This window comes from Virgibacillus sp. (assembly GCF_013393565.1).
Lineage (GTDB): Bacteria > Bacillota > Bacilli > Bacillales > Amphibacillaceae > Virgibacillus > Virgibacillus dokdonensis.
Map to the genome: position 1 here is coordinate 1 of NZ_JABXHF010000020.1, position 19,989 is coordinate 19,989.

At 38.8% G+C, this 19,989-nt stretch carries 16 protein-coding genes; 7 read left to right on the plus strand and 9 right to left on the minus strand.

What is annotated here, in order from left to right:
- Positions 1-342, plus strand: a 342-nt coding sequence (locus HLX49_RS05985; protein ID WP_296361002.1) for an acyl-CoA dehydrogenase family protein, incomplete at its 5' end; no start/stop codon positions are given.
- A gap of 342 nt (positions 343-684) precedes the next feature.
- Entirely contained in the window at positions 685-2,133 is a 1,449-nt protein-coding gene (locus tag HLX49_RS05990) for an NAD-dependent succinate-semialdehyde dehydrogenase (RefSeq protein ID WP_296361003.1), read from the plus strand.
- A gap of 215 nt (positions 2,134-2,348) precedes the next feature.
- Here HLX49_RS05990 and HLX49_RS05995 read toward each other — a convergent pair whose 3' ends face one another.
- From HLX49_RS05995 to HLX49_RS06025, 7 genes are all read right to left on the minus strand, one after another.
- Positions 2,349-2,660 (minus strand): DUF3870 domain-containing protein, encoded by a 312-nt coding sequence (locus HLX49_RS05995; protein ID WP_077702724.1) that lies wholly within the window; start codon positions 2,658-2,660, stop codon positions 2,349-2,351.
- Between the two features lie 56 nt (positions 2,661-2,716).
- Positions 2,717-3,466 (minus strand): IclR family transcriptional regulator, encoded by a 750-nt coding sequence (locus HLX49_RS06000; protein WP_077702723.1) that lies wholly within the window; start codon positions 3,464-3,466, stop codon positions 2,717-2,719.
- 221 nt (positions 3,467-3,687) lie between these two features.
- Positions 3,688-4,878: a saccharopine dehydrogenase family protein gene (locus HLX49_RS06005; RefSeq protein WP_296361004.1), complete on the minus strand. Its 1,191-nt coding sequence runs from the start codon at positions 4,876-4,878 to the stop codon at positions 3,688-3,690.
- Positions 4,879-5,143: 265 nt separating this feature from the next.
- Positions 5,144-6,640 carry an aldehyde dehydrogenase family protein gene (locus HLX49_RS06010; RefSeq protein WP_101933532.1) on the minus strand — a complete coding sequence of 499 codons (1,497 nt, stop codon included), beginning with the start codon at positions 6,638-6,640 and terminating at the stop codon, positions 5,144-5,146.
- A gap of 27 nt (positions 6,641-6,667) precedes the next feature.
- A complete protein-coding gene (locus HLX49_RS06015; protein WP_101933531.1) occupies positions 6,668-8,320 on the minus strand; it encodes a thiamine pyrophosphate-binding protein in 1,653 nt (550 codons plus the stop codon).
- Between the two features lie 10 nt (positions 8,321-8,330).
- Complete coding sequence (locus HLX49_RS06020) at positions 8,331-9,500, minus strand: aminotransferase class I/II-fold pyridoxal phosphate-dependent enzyme (protein WP_296361005.1); 1,170 nt, start codon at positions 9,498-9,500, stop codon at positions 8,331-8,333.
- A gap of 251 nt (positions 9,501-9,751) precedes the next feature.
- Positions 9,752-11,305, minus strand: a complete 1,554-nt coding sequence (locus HLX49_RS06025) for a Na+/H+ antiporter NhaC family protein (protein ID WP_296361006.1) — start codon at positions 11,303-11,305, stop codon at positions 9,752-9,754.
- Between the two features lie 414 nt (positions 11,306-11,719).
- Here HLX49_RS06025 and kynU point away from each other — a divergent pair, with 414 nt between their 5' ends.
- The 5 genes from kynU (at position 11,720) to HLX49_RS06050 (ending at position 17,762) form a co-directional block, all read left to right on the plus strand.
- Positions 11,720-12,991, plus strand: a complete 1,272-nt coding sequence (kynU, locus tag HLX49_RS06030) for a kynureninase (protein WP_296361007.1) — start codon at positions 11,720-11,722, stop codon at positions 12,989-12,991.
- The gene (gene kynB, locus HLX49_RS06035; RefSeq protein ID WP_296361008.1) at positions 12,992-13,645 is read left to right on the plus strand and encodes an arylformamidase; all 654 of its coding nucleotides are present in this window, start codon (positions 12,992-12,994) and stop codon (positions 13,643-13,645) included.
- Positions 13,635-14,483: a tryptophan 2,3-dioxygenase gene (gene kynA, locus HLX49_RS06040; protein WP_296361009.1), complete on the plus strand. Its 849-nt coding sequence runs from the start codon at positions 13,635-13,637 to the stop codon at positions 14,481-14,483. Before kynB ends, kynA begins: the two co-directional genes overlap by 11 nt.
- A 365-nt stretch (positions 14,484-14,848) precedes the next feature.
- A complete protein-coding gene (locus HLX49_RS06045; RefSeq protein ID WP_296361010.1) occupies positions 14,849-16,195 on the plus strand; it encodes a sodium-dependent transporter in 1,347 nt (448 codons plus the stop codon).
- A 223-nt stretch (positions 16,196-16,418) separates the two neighbouring features.
- Positions 16,419-17,762 carry a CoA-disulfide reductase gene (locus HLX49_RS06050; RefSeq protein ID WP_077702710.1) on the plus strand — a complete coding sequence of 448 codons (1,344 nt, stop codon included), beginning with the start codon at positions 16,419-16,421 and terminating at the stop codon, positions 17,760-17,762.
- A 92-nt stretch (positions 17,763-17,854) separates the two neighbouring features.
- Here HLX49_RS06050 and HLX49_RS06055 read toward each other — a convergent pair whose 3' ends face one another.
- Positions 17,855-18,946: a glycerol dehydrogenase gene (locus HLX49_RS06055; RefSeq protein ID WP_101933526.1), complete on the minus strand. Its 1,092-nt coding sequence runs from the start codon at positions 18,944-18,946 to the stop codon at positions 17,855-17,857.
- A 354-nt stretch (positions 18,947-19,300) separates the two neighbouring features.
- Positions 19,301-19,972 (minus strand): hypothetical protein, encoded by a 672-nt coding sequence (locus HLX49_RS06060; protein ID WP_073011196.1) that lies wholly within the window; start codon positions 19,970-19,972, stop codon positions 19,301-19,303.
- Between the last annotated feature and the right edge of the window lie 17 nt (positions 19,973-19,989).

Below are 19,989 nucleotides of genomic sequence, written 5' to 3' on the forward strand. Positions count from 1 at the left end.
GGGCTACAAATGAGCCGCCTTCTCGTTTATCGTGCCGGAGAATTAAAAAATGCCGGGAAACGCAATACTCGTGAAACTTCTCTAGCTAAATGGCAAGCTTGTGATTTTGCAAATAAAGCTGCTGATGATGCTGTACAAATTCATGGTGCTTACGGGTTCTCTGATGAATACCCTGTTGAGCGTTATTTACGTAATTCAAAAGCACCAGTCATTTATGAAGGAACGAGAGAAATTCATACAATCATGCAAGCTGAATACGTACTTGGCTACCGTAATGATAAGCCACTTCATAAAATGCTGCCGGCTTGGGAAGAAAATGAAAGTATTTCCATTAAAAAGTGATGAACATAGGCTCAGGGCGCCCGTGTAGCAACGCAACGACTGGAACGCATTAACGAAAGATTTAGGAATTATGCCATAAAACAGGGGGATCCCGATGTCAGGCGGCAAGTCCGTTCTTAGTCGGCCTTCCTCTTAGGCGACAAACCGATGATGAATTAGCTTAGGGCAATGAAGTGAAGTTGTCCAGTTGCTGGGTGCTGGAGCCGGACATAGCTATTCAGTTATTCCCTTTTTCACACAAGTCTCTAATTTTATACTTTCTTAACTTGTTAGAAAAACGTGGCTTGTATGATAAAGCTTAACTTTCCTACAGTGAATAAAACCTATATGAGGAGGTCTTTTATGTTCAATACCTATACAAAAAGTGTTTTTATTGATGGCGAGTGGCAGGATATAAACGAAAAATTAGCGGAAGTTATTTATAATCCAGCTACTGGAAAAGCAATCACATCGGTTGCTTATGCAGGTGCAGAGGAAACAAAGCAAGCTATTCATGCAGCGTTACAAGCATTCCCTATATGGAGTGAAAAAACGGGAAGAGAACGTGCATCATTTCTTTATAAGGCTTCGCAACTGATGTTAGAAGACGCGGAGCGACTCGGAAACATATTGACAATGGAACAAGGTAAACCACTCCGTGAAGCAGTAGGAGAAGTAAAAGGAGCAGCGCAATTTTTATTATGGTACGCCGAAGAAGCAAGTAGAAATTACGGGGAATGGCTTCCTTCATCGACAAATGCGAAAAGACTCGTTGTCATGTCACAACCAGTTGGCGTGATTGGTGCTATAACCCCGTGGAACTTTCCATCTTCTATGATTACGCGAAAACTTGCACCCGCATTAGCTGCAGGATGTACGGCTGTACTTAAACCTGCACCGGAGACCCCATTATCTGCTATTGAAATTATGAAGATTTTTGAACGTGCGGGCTTACCAAAAGGCGTAGTAAACCTCGTAACAGGAGATGCAGAAACAATTGGTAAACAATTACTTACACATAAAGAAGTTCGACTACTTACCTTTACAGGTTCAACAGCTGTCGGAAAGCATTTAATGCGGGAAAGTGCTGAGCATGTAAAGAAGCTTTCTTTAGAATTAGGCGGGCATGCACCAAGTATCGTTTTTCCCGATGCCAATTTAGCAAAAGCCGCTTCGCTTGTTTTGGCGAGCAAGTTCCGTAATAACGGGCAAACTTGCATATGTACAAATCGCCTGTTTGTCCATGAATCAGTGGTTGCTGATTTCATCCAGTTATTAAAACAAAAGATTTCCAAATTTCAAATTGGCGATGGTTTAGAAGATGGCACAACTATTGGCCCGTTAATTGATGAACAGGCATGCAAAAAAGTAGAAGGACATGTTCAAAATGCCGTTGAAAAAGGAGCAGTTATCGAATACGGGGGAGAGCGTTGGCATAAACAAGGATTTTCTCATTGTTATTTCAATCCAACCATCCTTTCTAACATAACAGAGGATATGAAGATTATGCATGAAGAAACGTTTGGACCTGTACTGCCAGTTCAACCGTTCTCTGATGAGACAGAAGTAATTACAAAGGCTAACGATACAGACTATGGTTTAGCCGCTTATGTTTTCACAGAAAATACAAGTACGGCTATTCGTGTATCCGAAAAGCTTGATTATGGTATCGTTGGTGTGAATGACGTATTCCCTGCAACACCTGAAGCACCATTTGGAGGTGTGAAACAATCTGGCTTGGGGAAAGAAGGCGGTCATCACGGGATGGAAGAATTTATGGAAAAGAAATTGATTTCTTTTGGTATGAATTAAGTTATTCTTTTGCTGTAATTTAGAAAACGAGACTGGTTTAAGCAGAAGATTTAGCATACCTAAGTATAAAAGCTCAAAAAGCGCAATTAGTATTAAGACATAGAATCTCAGAAATAGTTTTAGAATTATTATTTTAGTCAAGTAAGCCCTCTCTACTCTAGTATAGTAGGGAGGGTAAGACTATACTACCTTCAATATGAAATAGGAACATGATGTCACCCTTGTTTTCTAGCCTCATATTGTTTGTATAAATCTTTCAAAGCAGATGCAAGGGCGTTCCCTGCTTTCCCTAAATAATGCGCCTTTATCATTTCTACTGGCTTGTCAATTCCATCCTGCAAACTATGACCACGAAGCAAATGTTGCACAAATTCTTTTCCATGATCGGTAGCAAGTGTACAACTAGCTGTAACGATCACTGCATACTTTCTATCAATTTCAGCGGTAATTGTTAATGTCTCATACATACTTTGTGCCGCCATTCCTGAAGGCAGACGCGCATGTCCAGCAATAAAAACCGTATTCAATATCGTTTCCCTCCTACTAACTTTCTAACCTTACATGGATAACTGCTTTATAATCGTTATCCATACTTCATCTGATAGCCTAGTTTTTCCGATATACGGTTAGCTGCCTGTTTTGTATCTTTCTTTAATTTTTGTAAGTTCTCTCCGCAAAATCGTGTTGATAATCCACTTATTGTCAATGAAGCTACCATTTCATGATGGTGATTAAAAACAGGGTAAGAGATACCTGTCGTATCTTCATCCTGCTCTCCGACACTGTAGGCAAAACCATTTTTTCTAATATCCCGTAATTCTTGAATTACGTTTTCTTTTTTCTCTAATGGAAGTTCCAATCGTTGCACAATCTCTTGTTGTTTTTCCTCAGGTAAATAAGCGAATAGTAATTTAGGACCAGAACCAAGATACAAAGGCACACTTTTGCCAACTTTCGTATACAACCGTAACGCCCGTCTACTCTCTACTTTTTCAATATATGTAGCCTGATCATGATTCATAATTACGAGATGCACCACTTCATTGATCTCTTTGGCTAACGCTTGCATAAAGGGCAGGGCTATCTGCCTAATTTCGATTCGGCTAGCAACTAAATTGCCTAATTCCATTAATTTTAAACCTAAACAGTATGTTCCACTTTCTCGCCCCTTCCCTCTTGAGACGTAACCCTTTTGTTCTAAAGCAGCAAGTAAACGGTATGTTGTTGGCTTTGACATACCAGCTTGTTCAGCAATTTCTTTCAGGGATAACTTATTATTCTCATCTTGAAATAAATCGATTAATGTCAATGCTTTCAAGACACTTTGATTCATCAATGAGGCTCCTTTTATTCTTTTAGATAGTACGAACATCCATGGCATTATCGTTATTCTATGGATCTTGTACATATGGTATATTGCTTCTTAAATATGTTGAATCACACTACTTCTCTACCTTTTGTTAGACAATTTAGTAGCACTTTCCATCAGTGGGGGCTTTTATTTTTATCCCCCACTGTTACATACTGACAGTTACTTGTTACTTAAACCGTGTTCTATTTCTCCTTTACGTGCGAATAAACAGTCTGCTGTTCTTTCGTTACTTGCTGTTCAGAAATGGATACACCACGCTTTGCCATTTCTTTCATGTAAACATCTCCAGGAACGACTTGCTCAGGAGGATAAACTCCTTTTCTACCGATCTTTTGGCTGGCAATCATTTGTGCAACAATCGAAATCGTATTTGCTGTTGCCCTAGCCATCGCAGTAACATTTGTATGCACATCTTTATACGTTGTCATCTCATAGATATAGGTCGTTTCTACATCTGCCTTTTTACCAGCAACAAGTACTCGCAATAGGACGGCGTCTTCTTTATCACCTAAGTCAACGATAGGGTCTAAAACTTTTAACAATACATCACGCGGGCAAATTTCTTGACCATGTATATCAACAGAATAATTTTCTTTGGTTAAATTCAAATCAACAAGCAATTTAAACTTTTCTGCGTGCCCCGGATAACGTATCGTTTTGTATTCCAACGTTTCTAGTTGTGGAAAAGAAATGGATAATGTTGAAGTTCCCCCTGACGTATGAAAGGCTTCCAGTGGACCGAATCTATCAAAATGAATGGTTTCCACTTCAGATAAAGAAGGGACCTCCTGCTTTACACCATTTCTAATAATAAGTGATGGGTCTGTATAATGATCAAATACACCTTCCATCGAGAATACATGGTTATATTCTAATGGTGGTTCCGGTTTTACTGGAATACCACCTACATACAGCTTAATCGCTTTTAATTGGTCTAGCTTGCTAGCTCCAAAACCAGAAAGAATATTAATCATACCAGGAGCCACGCCTAGATCAGGAATTAACGTAACACCTGCTTCCTTAGCTTGTTTGTGGAGTGCTAAGACTTTATCTGTCATATGTCCGATATGCCCGCCTAAGTCAACGGCATGCACGCCCACACGAATAGCAGTTTTAGCAACAATTTCATTAAACGAGTAAAACAAAGCATTTATAACCACATCAAATTTTCGAATGTAATTAGCTAATTCAACATCATCTGCTGCGTTTACTTGATAAGGGGTCAGTTTATTCGAGGACAGTTGATTGCAAATATTACTCGCCTTTGATAAATCAATATCTGCTAAGCCTACAGCTGTCACCCCTTCACTCGCAACTAAATCTCTAGCTGCTTCTTTCCCCATTAGTCCAGCTCCTAAAACACCTACTTTCACTAAATCCCCTCCTTGTATAATCATTTTTAGGCTTGATAATTCCGCCTATTATTTCTAATCGTTTATTTGTTTACTACTTGAACATATTTACGTACATTGAACACGTCGCTTCACACGACAGGCGGACGATTCCTCAAGTTGACTTGAGATTTCTCATTCGCCAAAAGTGTTCAAATGCTCATCTCACTAGGGTCACTACCTTGAACTCACCAAACAACTTATTACCTGTAATTTCCTATATACAGGTTTTGGAGCACGCTTTCCTTTATTCGGTATCAATTTGCGCACGCTGTAATTTCCCACTAAAATCTACATAAATCGCCTTCCATTCCGTAAATACATCCAACGCCTGCACGCCTGAATCACGATGCCCATTCCCAGTTCCTTTCGTCCCCCCAAATGGAAGATGGATTTCTGCGCCTGTTGTTCCAGCATTGACATAAACAATGCCAGTATCTAAATCTCTTTGGGCACGAAATACACGGTTCACGTCTTTAGTGAAAATAGAGCTAGACAAGCCATATGCTACTTGATTATTTACTTCAATTGCTTCATCAAAATCCGTTACAGAAATTAATGAAACGACAGGACCAAATATTTCTTCTTGAGCAATTCGCATTGAAGCAATCGCATCCGTAAAAATCGTTGGCGCAAAGTAATAACCTCCCAAATCGCCGTCCTTTGAGTTCCATTCTTCACCACCAGCAAGTAATGTTGCGCCTTCTTCTTTACCTAGTTGAACATATTTTTTAATTTTCTCCAATCCTTGTCGGTTAATAATTGGACCTACCTGCACCGTTTCATCCAGACCATTTCCGATGGTTAACTCTTCCACTTTCATAAGCAATCGTTCTTCTAGCTGTTGCTTTACCTTTTCATGTACAATTACTCTGCTACATGCTGTACAACGTTGCCCGCTCGTTCCAAACGCACTCCAAATGATCCCTTCTGCCGCTAAATCTAAGTCAGCATCATCCATTACGATTACCGCATTCTTCCCACCCATTTCTAACGACACCTTCTTCAGTTGTCGTCCACATGCAGCAGCAATATCTCTACCAGTATTATTGGAACCCGTAAAAGAAATAACACGAATAGCTTCATGATGCACCATCGCATCACCTACTGAAGCCCCACTACCAAAGACAACATTTAGTACTCCTTTTGGCAATCCTGCTTCTGCAAAAATTTTTGCTAATTCATAAGCCATAATTGGCGTTTCTGTCGCAGGTTTCCAAACGACCGCATTACCAGCAACAATCGCCGGAAATGATTTCCACGTGGCAATTGCTATTGGAAAATTCCATGGAGTGATAATTCCCACTACACCAACAGGGCAACGCTGGCTCATCGCAAACTTATCCTTTAATTCTGCAGGCGTCGTTTGCCCAAATAACCGGCGTCCTTCTCCTGCCATATAAAAGGCCATATCAATTCCCTCTTGCACTTCCCCTCGCGCTTCTTCTAACACCTTTCCGTTCTCCATCGTTAATAATTGGGAAAGCGTTTCTTTTCGCTCTTTCATTAAAATTCCTACTTGATAAAGAACTTCTGCCCGTTGAGGAGCTGGAACCAGTGACCAATCTTTTTGCGCTTGCTTTGCTGCTTCCACTGCTTGATCAACTTCTGTTTTACCTGACAAGGGCACATGCACAATTTCCTGGCCGGTTGCCGGATTATGAACAGCTACTGTCGGATTTGCTTCCTGCCACTCCCCTGCAATAAAATTTTTCAGCTTATCTGTTTGTAAAATGGTTGTCATATGATAACTCCTCCTATTTTGTATTTATCATTTTCTCGCTTTACGTATGTCTGTAATCGTTGCTGTCACAGATATTTGCTCACGGTCACTCATAATTTCAATTACTGTTGGCTTTTTTATTTGACAACTTTCTGCAAATGCAACCTTAAATTCTTGCATCGTTGTAACCCGATAGCCAACCGCTCCCATACTGTTCGCTAATTCTTTAAAACGAACATCTCCTAAATCTGTAGCGACCACTTTTTTCGGATAATGCATTTCTTGGTGCATACGAATCGTCCCATACATCTTATTATTAAAAACGAGACATATGACTGGAATATTATAACGGACTGCTGTCTCTAATTCTTGACAAGTCATCATAAAACCGCCGTCTCCAGCAAAAGCAATAACTGTTCGCTCAGGGTAAGCAAGTTTTGCACCTATAGCCGCTGGCAGACCATATCCCATGGCACCTGAGGTCGGACCAACATACGTATGCGACTGATTAAACATATAAAATTGGTGGATCCAACTTGCAAAATTACCAGCATCATTCGTAATGATAGCGTCATGAGGTAATGTCGTTTTTATATGGTCAATAATATTTCTATTTATATTTGTAGATGAGCTTTCTTCCTTGCGACTCGCCTGCATATAAGCAGCATTGCAGGAAAAAGCCCAATTCTCCCAATTTGTAGAAGTTGATTTTAGCGTATTTAATTGCATGAGCGCTTCTTTTATATCCGCTACAATTGCCACATTTGGGGCATAGCTTTTGCCAATACTGTTGTAATCAATGTCAATATGGATGAGTTGTTGTTCTGGAGATAAAAGTGAATAATCTTGGGTGGTCACTTCTGATAGTCTCGTACCTAATGCTAAAACGACATCTGCCTGCTTTACGGTTTTTAATATGGACGTGGGTGTACCTAATCCAAGATGACCTGCATAAAGTAAATGATCATTTGGAAATACATCATGCCTACGAAACGCAGTTACTACTGGTAAATGCAACATTTCTGCAAAAGTTTGTAAATCTTGTTCTGCCTTTGCACTCTTTACACCACCGCCAGCGATGATGACAGGTCGTTTTGCATTTGTTAGTATTTCCTCTACTTGTTTCACTTCCCATACAGAAGGAGCTGGTGACGGTCTTTGTGGCATAGGCGGATAAAGCATATTCACTTCTTGAGGTAATACATCTTCTGGTAAAGAGACGATAACAGGTCCAGGTCTTCCTGAAGTAGCGATGTGAAATGCACGTTGGACTATTTCTACAGTTCGCTCCGCATCTGTCAATTCTATACTCCATTTGGCAATAGATTGAAAGTATTGCTCCAAATCCACCTCTTGAAATCCTTCTCTTCCCCGAAATTTACTATGAACTTGACCTAAAAATACGACCAATGGTGTAGAGTCTTGATAAGCGGTATGCACGCCAATTGATAAATTAGCCGCCCCAACTGCTCTTGTCGCCATAACAATACCGGGCTTTAAAGTAGATTTTGCATAAGCTTCTGCCATAAAGCTAGCACCACCTTCATGCCGAGCCGAAATCACTTCTATGGATGGTGTATCATAGAGCGCGTCTAAAACAGCTAAATAACTCTCACCAGGTACACAAAAAACTTTTTCTACTTGTGTTTGCTGTAGACAGTGCACGATTGCCTGTGCAGCAGTTTCTTTCCTCTCCTTCATTTCCTTCTAGTCACCTCTTTCTATTTAAATCCTTTAAACGGCGAATGACTTCATCTAAACGTTCTGCATGCACAGAAAGGGAAATTCGAATAAATCCTTCTCCGTTATCTCCGAATGCCGTTCCTGGCGTTACAATGATCCCCGTTTCTTCCAAAACTCGATTTGCAAATGACAGAGAACTTTCGCCTTTAGGTACTCCTACCCAAAGGTATAACGTCCCTCTTGGTTTTTCAGCATGGAAACCTAATTCAGTTAAGGCAAGATAAAGCTTTTCTATTCTCTGTTCATATACCAAGTTATTCTTTTCTACAGCGGTTAAATCACTCGTCAAAGCTTTTGCCGCAGCTTTTTGAATGGGCATAAACTGGCACGTATCTATATTACCTTTTAGCGTAGCAAGCGCATGAATAACTTCCTTATTTCCGACAACATAGCCAATTCTCCACCCTGTCATATTAAAACTCTTGGATAGGGAACCTAATTCAACAACGTTGTCTTTAGCGCCAGGTACTTGCAAAGCACTTGGCGCTCGATACTTTCCAAAGGTTACAAGATCATAAGCCGCATCATGTGCAAGTAGAATGTTATATTTTCGACAAAAAGAAACCGCTTCCAAGAAAGTTCGCCATTCTGCATGCGCTGCTGTTGGATTGTTAGGGTAATTTAAAAACATCATTTTTGCTTCTTCCGCATCATCTTTGGATATATGCTGGAACATAGGTGCGTACCCTTTTTTAGCGTCAAGTGGCAACGTGACACTTACTCCCCCTGCTAAATGAACGCCTTTTCGATAAGCTGGATAGCCAGGATCTGGAACAAGCACTTTATCCATTGGATTAATAACCGCTTGAATTAAGTTAGCAATCCCTTCTTTAGAACCAATTAATGCGAGTACTTCGGTATTAGGGTCAAGGGTGACCGCGTAGCGTCTATCATAATAAGAAGCTACTGCCTGCTTAAATTCGTCACATCCACTATATGGAGAGTAACGATGATTTTCCGGACACTTTACTTGCTCCTGTAATTCCTCACAAATAAATGCTGGTGTTGGCAAATCAGGAGAGCCAATCCCTAAATCAATGACATCTACACCATTATTCTCCAATTGTTTTTTTCGCTGCTGAAATTGCGAAAATAAATATGGAGGAAGATTTTGTACTTTTTCCGATATAAAAACCATTGCTTCTCTCCCTTACACAGTGACATTTAGTTACATAACATCTTTAACGGGCGTACCATATGAAACGTGTTGGCTGAAACAGTTTGCAAATAGTATACAAGCTCTATGGTAAGATAACAGCGGCAACCCTTCTATTTCATTAATTGAAATGGCATTTCATTTATTATCATTAGTATAAATTATGTTCTATCAATTAGCAATATACTGAATTTATTTTTTAATATTAAATTTCTGTTACGTCCCACAACTATTTATATCACTTTATTTCTGCGTACAGTGATAAATAAGCTTAAATTGATTAGTATAACTAGGCCTAAACCTAACCAGACATTTCCTGTAAATCCAAAGGTAATATACCCAATGCCAGCTATGCCTGCAGCTACAAGCGCATAAGGGATTTGCGTTGTAACATGATCAATATGATGGCAACTAGAACCCGTTGCCGACAAAATCGTCGTATCAGAAATAGGGGAACAATGATCACCAAAGACAGCTCCAGCTAAAACAGCCGCTAACATAGGTAAAAATAACGTTACATCAGTTGCTACTGCTATTTCAGCAGCAATTGGCAGTAAAATACCAAATGATCCCCAAGATGTACCTGTTGAAAATGCAATAAATCCCGCCATTAAAAATACAACAAATGGGAGTAAATCAAAACTTACATGTGTAGCTTCGACAACACTAGCTAAATAAACGCCCGTACCAAGCCAATCAATTAACGTTGCGATAGCCCAAGCAAAAATAAGAATACTGAACCCAGGCATCATCGATTTACCTCCTGTAGCAGCTCCTATAATAAAGTTTTTAAGGGATAGTTTACCTGTGCGAATATGTTGATAAAAAAGAATCATGGTCATTCCCATACCGATAACACCGCCAACGAATAACGCAAAAGATACATCAGCGCTCCCGAGTATATTCATCCATGTTTTTTCGCCTTCTACGTTACGTAAACCATTCACATAGATAGCAATTAATGTGGCCAAAAATAAAGTAATCATCGGAAAAACTAAATCGCGCTTTTGGCTAAGCTCACTTACAAAAAGTTTTGCATCGACATCTATTTGCTCTTTTCGCTCTGGACTTAATACCTCTCCTGTTTTTATTGCCCGCTGTTCATGCACTTTCATAGGCCCAAAGTCAACTTGTTTCATTGCTATCCATATGACGACGCCTAATGCAGCCCACACATAATAGTTCATTGGAATCATTTGTAAAAATGCTTGGAAAGCACCGTACTCCGTTATATGATGGGTCGCTAATAATGTACCTATAATACCAATAATATAAGCTCCCCAACTTGATATAGGTGCCACTACACTAATTGGAGCAGAAGTAGAATCGACAAGGTAAGCAAGCTTCGCACGTGATATGCGTTGCTTATCTGTGACAGGCTTCGCAATCTGTCCAACTGTTAAGCTGTTAAAATAATCATCAACAAAAATAATGATGCCAAATAAAACCGTCATTAACTGTGCTCCAGCTCTCGTTTTAACCTTACGAATCATCCATGTAGCAAAAGAGCGTGTTCCTCCCATCATGGTAACTAAAGCTGTTAGCATACCTAGCATAAGCACAAATAACAATATAAAAATATTCCACGTATTTAGTGCCCCGTCTACAACAAACACCCCTTTAAACGCTTCCCATATGAACTGTAATGTGCTTCCTAAACGAAACTCAGCTAAAAACAAACCTGCAGTAATAATACCTATACCTAGAGACAGTAATACCCTTTTTGTCAACAAAACCATGATAATTGCCATCACTGGCGGAATTAATGCCCATATTGTCTCTTCCATGTTACCGCTCCTCCCTATAAGCAAATTATTTCTTAGCAACTTTCTACACCTAGAAAACTTGCTTCTACTATAAACCTAAAAACGTCAAACTATCCTATAGTGCAAAACCAAAAACGATATTGGTATACTCTACCCTCTCATTTTATTTTATAATTAACAATATTCTTTTTTATTTAAAAATAGTCCTCATCAGGTGTCATTTATCATTGCCTATTACAAGCTTTAGAGTTTTTCTTTATCATTGTGGAATGTCCTGCCGCTCGTCTTCGTGGAGTTCTTATCGCAGGTGCAAGGCTATTCCTCTAAAAATACTTTAGATTTTCTATCGCGCCACAAGAAATGTAACCAAAACATCGTGTTATTTGTTAAAATAGTCAGTAAGGTCACTAAACTTAAGTTGTGGGAGGAAATAGTTTGAAAACAAATAGTAGTGAGGCAAAGCAATTAGATAAAAATGATACATTAGGCCACTATCGAGAAGAGTTTTACACCTCTTCTGAAAAAATTTATTTGGATGGTAATTCTTTAGGTTTACTATCTACCCGAGCAGAGACGGCACTTCTCCATTTATTAAATTCCTGGAAAGAGCATGGGATCGATGGATGGACGGAAGGAGAATATCCTTGGTTTTATTTATCGGAAAATTTAGGAGCGATGACCGCACCGTTAATAGGAGCCCATGATGAGGAAGTAATGATTACTGGATCAACAACTACGAATTTACATCAGCTTACAGCAAGTTTTTTTCAACCATATGGAAAGCGAACGAAAATCCTTGCTGATACCCTAAATTTCCCATCCGATATTTATGCATTAAAAAGCCAATTACAATTAAAAGGGCTTAACCCAGATGATCATCTCGTTCAAGTAAAAAGTACAGATGGAAACACATTACAAACGTCTGCAATTATTGAAGCAATGACAGAAGATATCGCCTTTATTATCTTGCCTAGTGTTCTATACCGAAGTGGGCAAATTCTTGATATAGAAACGATTACAAAAGAAGCACATGTAAGAGGCATCAAAGTAGGCTTTGACCTGTGTCATTCGATTGGAGCCATTCCACATCAATTGTCAGCATGGGGCGTTGATTTTGCCTTTTGGTGTACGTATAAGCATTTAAACGGGGGCCCAGGCAGTGTTGGTGGCTTATATGTTAATCGCAAACATTTCGGAACCGCTCCTGGACTTGCAGGATGGTTTAGTTCCGACAAAGCGAAACAATTTGCTATGGAACATAACTTAACAGCTGCTACTCATGCCGGTGCATTTCAAATTGGTACACCACATGTGTTAAGTGCCGCCCCATTAATTGGTTCACTGGAAATGATCACAGAAGCAGGCATAGAAGCAATAAGGAAAAAATCACTACAGTTAACAGCCTATTTCATGAATTTAATCGACAAAGAGCTTGCTGGATATGGTTTTACAATAGCGAATCCACGATCAGATTCCCTTCGAGGTGGACATATATATTTAGAACATAAAGAAGCTGCCCGCATATGTAAAGCACTAAAAGCAAATGGCGTTATTCCAGACTTTCGCAACCCAAATGGGATTCGTTTAGCCCCTGTTGCTTTGTATAATACATTTTCAGAAGTATGGCAAACCGTACAAATACTTAAAAATATTATGGTAGAAAAAACCTATACAAACTATGAAAATAAACGGGGAGTGATTGCATAGATGGCGCAATGGATAGATATTTCCCAACCGCTTTCAAATCAGATTGCCCATTGGCCTGGAGACACGCCTTTTCAATATCAGTTAACTGCTTCCATGGAGGAAACAAATTCTGTAAATATCGGCAATATACAAACGAGCTTGCATATTGGTACACATATTGATGCGCCGTATCACTTTAGCAAAAACGGAAAAACAGTCGACCAACTACCGCTCGAACCATATATTGGCAAGGCGGTAGTTCTCGATGTAAGCCGAACGGATATCATTAACGCTGCAGTTTTATCACAGATGAATTGGTCAAGCGATATCAAGCGCGTTTTATTACACACATCTTTGCCAAATAATCCAACTCGATTTCCTGAAACGCTTCCATATCTAGATCCAGATATTGCCCCCTTCTTGCAAGAGAAAGGTGTTGTTTTATTAGGCGTCGATATGCCTTCTGTCGATGCACCAGATAGTAAAGACTTAGCCACACATCATGCTTTGAACAAACATGGAATACTTATTTTAGAAAATTTGCTGTTGGATACTGTACCAATTGGAGAATACGAACTTATAGCCCTTCCACTAGCTATACAAGGCGCTGATGGTAGCCCTGTCCGAGCAGTCATTCGCCCCATTGAAAAGGAGGAGAAGCTACATGGTAAATAATAAAGAGGATCGCGTTTTTCATGCGGAAGATGGGATTCATACAGATTTCAAAGAGAAAATGACATATGGAGACTACTTACAGTTACATACATTGTTATCTAGCCAAAAACGTTTATCTAATCATCATGATGAAATGCTATTTATCATTATTCATCAAGTGAGTGAGCTTTGGCTAAAATTAATTATCCATGAAATCCAAGCAGCAATTACAGCAATTCAAGAGGGGAAATTGCAAGCATCTTTTAAAATGTTAGCACGTGTTTCCAAAACGCAATCGCAAATTATTCAAGCTTGGGATGTATTATCTACTTTAACACCTGCAGAATACATGGAATTTAGAGACAGCCTTGGGAATGCATCAGGTTTTCAATCCTACCAATATCGGCTTGTCGAGTTTGTACTTGGGTACAAGACCCCCTATATTTTAAAAATATATGAAAAAGACCCAGAGGTTTACCAAGTATTAAGGAATGCGTACTATGCACCTGGTCTTTATGATGTGGCTATTATAGCTTTGGCAAAACAAGGATTAACAATTAATCCGGACATTTTACAACGAGATTATTCAAAAACATATGAAAAAGAGGTTTCCGTTGAGAAAGCTTGGCTAACCGTCTACCAAAATACCAACCATTATTGGGAATTATACCAGCTTGCGGAAAAACTGGTAGACATTGAAGATTGGTTCCAACAATGGCGATTCAGACATATGAAAACCGTAGAACGAATTATTGGCTTTAAAAGCGGAACAGGTGGTTCATCAGGTGTGCACTATTTAAAAAAAGTACTTGATCACTATTTTTTCCCTGAGTTATGGGAAATACGTAGCAAACTATAAAGTTGCATTTCTTTCACTCGGTTAAATGTATAAATGGTTCATTTAGCAGCTATCTTTCTTGCCGATTGTGCAGCTCGGATCTTCCAATTTATGCAGGAAAATCATATAGATAAATGAAGTAGCAGTGTATACCTATTTCACATGAAAATTCTTCTGCCCTTTTATGAATATGAAGTTTGAATTAATTGCGAAAATAACTTGACTTTTTTTAGCAATCAAAATAGAGTAAAATATAATCTACAAAACCAAAACAAAGAGAGGTGGAACTCCTCTCTATTTTCATTTCGTTAGAAAAACTTGGCTTATTGTTAAGCCTTTATGGCGAAACGGAAAAAAGTTTTCACAGAAAGGAAGATAGACTTTTTATGCAAAATAAACCAGAACAATGGGCAAGTAAAATTGGATTTATTCTTTCGTCAGCTGGAGCGGCGATTGGACTTGGAGCTATTTGGAAATTTCCATATATGACAGGGGAAAATGGTGGTGGTGCTTTTTTCCTTCTATTTATCGCTTTTACGATTATTATCGGCTTACCTATATTAATAGCTGAATTTATTATTGGCAGAGGTGCACAAAAAGAAGCCATATCAGCATACCAAACGTTAGCTCCCAAACGAGGCTTATGGAAATTTATTGGCCATTGGGGCGTAGCTGGATCATTTCTACTCATGTCTTTTTATAGTGTTGTAGGTGGATGGGTGCTTACGTACAGCTTTTTATCTATTCCAGGAATGATTATTGGCAATGAAACAAATTATGCCGATCTATTCGCCACGATTACTGGTAGTCCTTTTTATACAATTTTAGGCCATTTCCTATTTATTCTAATTAACATTATTGTTGTTTCTTTTGGTGTTAAGGATGGAATTGAAAAAACAAGTAAAGTTTTAATGCCATTATTATTTATTTTTTTCATCATTCTCGTCATTCGTTCCGTCACTTTCGAAGGAGCGATGGAAGGAATTCGTTTCTTTTTACAACCTGATTTCTCAAAATTAAACACAGAAAATGTTCTTTATGCACTGGGGCAATCCTTCTTCTCCCTTGCAGTAGGTGTTTCCGTCATGGTCACTTATAGTTCTTACTTGAAAAAGGATGTTAGTTTGCCAATGTCGGCAGCTTCTGTTTCTATTATGAATATTTTTGTCTCTTTGCTTGCAGGTTTAGCTATATTTCCTGTTGTGTTTGCTTTCGGCTTAGAACCTGCTGAGGGGCCAGGGTTATTATTTATTGTTTTACCTGAAGCTTTTGCTCAGATGCCATTTGGAGAGTTGTTTTTAAGTTTATTTCTATTATTATTCTTATTTGCCGTATTAACCTCTTCACTTAGCATGCTCGAAATTATTACTGCTGCCATTACAGCAAAGAAACAACGTTCCCGACGGACCGTAGCTTTTTTGGCAGGTATGCTTGTATTTATTACCGGAATCCCTGCAGCATTGTCTTCTAGCAGTTTATCGGACGTAACTATTTTTGGAAAAACATTTTTCGATGCTTCCGATTTTTTAGTAAGTAATATTATGCTCCCTGGTGGGTGTTTATTTATTTCCTTATTTGTTGGCTTTAAGCTTGAAAAACAGCTAATGAAGCAAGAGTTCGGTTATGGGAATGAACTAGGAGATACGGTATATAAGGCTTGGTATCAATTACTGCGCTGGCTAGCGCCAATAACTATTCTTATCGTATTTTTAGGTTCTCTTGGCTTCATATAGGAGAACACGGATGCGACTGTAAGGGGATTATCAAATAACTCACTTTCTGTGTCATGAATTTCTGCTTCGTTTGAACATTTGTAGAGAGGGAAGAATAATTATAGCAATTTATTTTTTCCTAAGAGGTTTACTTCCATTGCAATAGCAAAGATTTTTACATGTCTAGTCTTCTTCATAACTAGACATGCGCTAAGTTAATAAAAGAGACATAAGGAGTGGTTTCATGGCACAGAAAATACTCATTGTAGGTGGAGTTGGGGGAGGCGCTACAGTTGCAGCACAAATTCGTAGAAATAATCAAGATGCTATCATTATGCTGTTTGAAAAAGGAGAATACGTCGCTTTTTCAAATTGTGGCATGCCCTATTATTTAGGGGGTACTGTGCAAGACCGTGATCAGATTTTATTTTCCACAGAGAAATTTACCGAAAAGTATAATGTAAACGTAAAAACCAAGGCTGAGGTAACCGCTATTCAGCGAAACGAGAAAACAGTTACTTACATGGCAGATGGACAAGAAAACACGGAGAACTACGACAAACTTATTTTATCCCCAGGCGCTACCGCAATCATGCCATCTATCCCAGGATTAAATAAAGCACGCACTTTTTCTCTGCACACAATCCCTGATATGGATAAAATCGCGAAGTACATGCAAGAACAGCAACCAAAAACAGCCGCCATCGTTGGAGGAGGTTTTATTGGTTTAGAAATGCTGGAAAATCTTTATGAACAAGGGATAACTTGCACATTAATTGATCGGTCTGACCAAGTAATGAATCCCGTAGATAGCGATATGGCTGCACTTGTCCATTCGTATATAAAAGAAAAAAATATAAACTTAGTCCTTCATGATGGGTTAAAAAAGTTTACGAATGACGGAAGAACTTTACATTTAGAGAGCGGCAAAACAGTAGAAGCTGATCTGACCATTATGGCGGTAGGAATAAAACCCCATACCCAATTAGCAAGCAATGCGGATTTATCAATTGGCGAAACGGGCGCTATTAAAGTAAATCATTTTATGCAAACGGAAGACCCTTCCATCTATGCACTTGGAGATGCTGTGGAGACAACCGATGAAATTACTGGAGCAGCAAAAATAATTGCTTTAGCCTGGCCAGCCCATCGCCAAGCTTTTATCATTGCTAGCCATTTAAACAATGAATATATTCCCTATCAAGGGGCCATTGGCTCAAGTATATTACGGCTGTTTGATATGACCATTGGAGCCACTGGTGCTAACAGTGACAGTTTAACAGCTAGAGGCATTTTATTTAAAGAAGCAACATTAGAAACCTTATCGAATGCTAGTTATTTTCCTTCTGCAGACAAACTTTGGATCAAAGTTTTATTTGATGCTAAAGATGGGCAGATTTACGGTGGACAAGTAGTTGGCTATGCAGGTGCTGATAAACGGTTGGCCATTTTATCAACTGCTATTAAAGGAAAGCTTACTGTTTTTGATTTGCAAGAAATAGAGCTTGCCTATGCACCGCCTTATTCCAGTCCAAAAGATCCCGTGAATATCCTTGGATACAAAGCAGCATCTATGTTAAAGACATAGAACAATCTTGTTAGTTTCCTATAGTACAAAAAAAGAACCGCCCTAAAGCTATTGGACGGTTCTTTTTTAAGATTTCTTTTCTCATTTTAATCTTACGCATTGCTTAATTGGTCTACCGCAAGAATGGCATTGGCCACATCATCTGCAGTAACTTCATTGGATAAATTGCTCATCGTTTCGCCTTCCTGTGTAGCAGCCTTACCAACTCGGAGTAAATCTTCATAAGAAGTATTATCCAAATGCATCTCTTTTAAAGTCGTTGGCAAGCTTAATTTCTTATAAAAGTCGATGTATTTTTGTAACTCATCTTTTGGATGCAATTCTAAAACAAGCTGTACTAATGTACCGTAAGCGACCTTTTCACCATGTGTTAAATGATGAATATCTCCCTCTAGAACTGTAAAACCATTATGGATAGCGTGCGCACCTGCTAGACCACCACTTTCAAACCCTAGACCAGATAACAATGTATTTGCTTCAACTACAGCTTCTACATGTTTGGTTACAATACCTTTCTTCACTGCATGAAATGCAGCTTCGCCATATGCAAATAGTGTATGTTCACATTCTTTCGCAATCGCTTTGGCAGCAATACTTGGTTTTCCACCTGCCATAGCTTCTCCATTACTCTTCAATGTAGCTCTTACCTCAACCCATGTCGCCATTGCGTCAGCAATTCCTGAAGCAAAGAGCCTTGCAGGCGCTTTAGCGACAACAGCTGTATCAACTAACACAAGATCTGGGTTTTTATCATAAAATTTATACGACTCAAAAACACCTTCATCGCTATAAATAACGGATAACGCACTTGTAGGCGCATCAGTGGACGCAGTTGTTGGAACGATAATAACGCTTACTTCCAATCCGTCAGCAATTGCTTTTGCGGTATCGAGCGTCTTTCCTCCGCCTACACCTATTACCGTATCAACACTTGCTTCTTTACCTTCCTTTACAACTCTATCAATTTCAGCTATGGAAGCCTCACCATTAAATGGTACATAATGATAAGCTACATTTTCTTCTTTCATACTTGCTTCAATGGTTTCTTTTGTAATCTCCCATACCACATCATCAGATAAAATTAATGGCTTTTTACCAATTGGCTTGACATGTTTCCCTAGACTCTTTAAAGCATCTTTTCCTTGAATATACTTGCTTGGTGAAATAAAAATAATCTCTGACATTGTCATCGCCCCTTCTACCGGTTATCAAAGAGTAGATATGCAGGCAACGTAACAAAAGCTTGAGCTAATTTATAAAAACTTCTCTCTTTACATACCTGCATTTCCAATTGAATTCCCGGACAATTTTAGTACTCCACACACCTTTTAGTATATCAGTGATCAAATAAATTATACAAGCTTTCCGTGACTAATTTCACATTTTTTTAATAACTCAGCTATTTTATATGCCATAGAATAAAGGCTCGGGGCACCCGTTTAGCAACGTAGCGAGTGGATACAAATCAACTAAGATAAAGGAAAAATGAAATAGCCAACCCTACCAGAAAACGTGCTATCTGTAGAGTCAGCTACTCCTTATAAATCCTCTTCAAACCGATAAACTAATTTATACTTCTCTTCATTTAACAAATCAGATACATGTATGCGAACCCCGTGACCAAATACGACTTCATCTTCGGTCATCGCAACAATCATTGCCTTTGTTTCTTGATGTACATCAATATAAATATCCCCAACAGCAGGTTTAAGATTCGTATCACTTTCCGCCAAGTAGCTGATCGATTCATCTTGAATTTGCTGCTCCTCAGGGACCAAACTTTTATCATAATATGCAATTTCTCGACTAGCTTCTGCTTTCCCTGGAACCATCACAACATATTCGCTATGCTTTACACCATTATCTCTAGTAGTAACCACATTCCCATCTTCTACACTATCAACTTTTTCAATCGCATTCAGTGAATAGTGGTCAAGAAAATCTGGCGCTGGCTTAATGATTAGAATATAATCACCTGGCTCTGGTCGTTTATATTTATCAATGGTATATCGTTTCCCATAAAAAATAAATGTATCATTATGTTGTGGACGACATAATTCAATTTCACTTGCTTTCGTCAATATCTGTTGCATATCCTTTAAACGATATAAATGTACAGATTTCTTAAACATCGGTTTTACTGAATACACTTGGTGCAATTCATTTCGATAAAAAACAAACTGCCCTTTCCTCACTTGAAAAAGCTTCATTAGACTACCTCCTATAA

Excerpts from the sequence above, each read along its gene's own strand:
- HLX49_RS05990 (WP_296361003.1), top strand. The coding sequence starts at position 685 with ATGTTCAATACCTATACAAAAAGTGTTTTTATTGATGGCGAGTGGCAG.
- HLX49_RS06000 (WP_077702723.1), bottom strand. The coding sequence starts at position 3,466 with ATGAATCAAAGTGTCTTGAAAGCATTGACATTAATCGATTTATTTCAA.
- HLX49_RS06010 (WP_101933532.1), bottom strand. The coding sequence starts at position 6,640 with ATGACAACCATTTTACAAACAGATAAGCTGAAAAATTTTATTGCAGGG.
- HLX49_RS06015 (WP_101933531.1), bottom strand. The coding sequence starts at position 8,320 with ATGAAGGAGAGGAAAGAAACTGCTGCACAGGCAATCGTGCACTGTCTA.
- HLX49_RS06020 (WP_296361005.1), bottom strand. The coding sequence starts at position 9,500 with ATGGTTTTTATATCGGAAAAAGTACAAAATCTTCCTCCATATTTATTT.
- HLX49_RS06025 (WP_296361006.1), bottom strand. The coding sequence starts at position 11,305 with ATGGAAGAGACAATATGGGCATTAATTCCGCCAGTGATGGCAATTATC.
- kynB (WP_296361008.1), top strand. The coding sequence starts at position 12,992 with ATGGCGCAATGGATAGATATTTCCCAACCGCTTTCAAATCAGATTGCC.
- kynA (WP_296361009.1), top strand. The coding sequence starts at position 13,635 with ATGGTAAATAATAAAGAGGATCGCGTTTTTCATGCGGAAGATGGGATT.
- HLX49_RS06045 (WP_296361010.1), top strand. The coding sequence starts at position 14,849 with ATGCAAAATAAACCAGAACAATGGGCAAGTAAAATTGGATTTATTCTT.
- HLX49_RS06050 (WP_077702710.1), top strand. The coding sequence starts at position 16,419 with ATGGCACAGAAAATACTCATTGTAGGTGGAGTTGGGGGAGGCGCTACA.
- HLX49_RS06055 (WP_101933526.1), bottom strand. The coding sequence starts at position 18,946 with ATGTCAGAGATTATTTTTATTTCACCAAGCAAGTATATTCAAGGAAAA.
- HLX49_RS06060 (WP_073011196.1), bottom strand. The coding sequence starts at position 19,972 with ATGAAGCTTTTTCAAGTGAGGAAAGGGCAGTTTGTTTTTTATCGAAAT.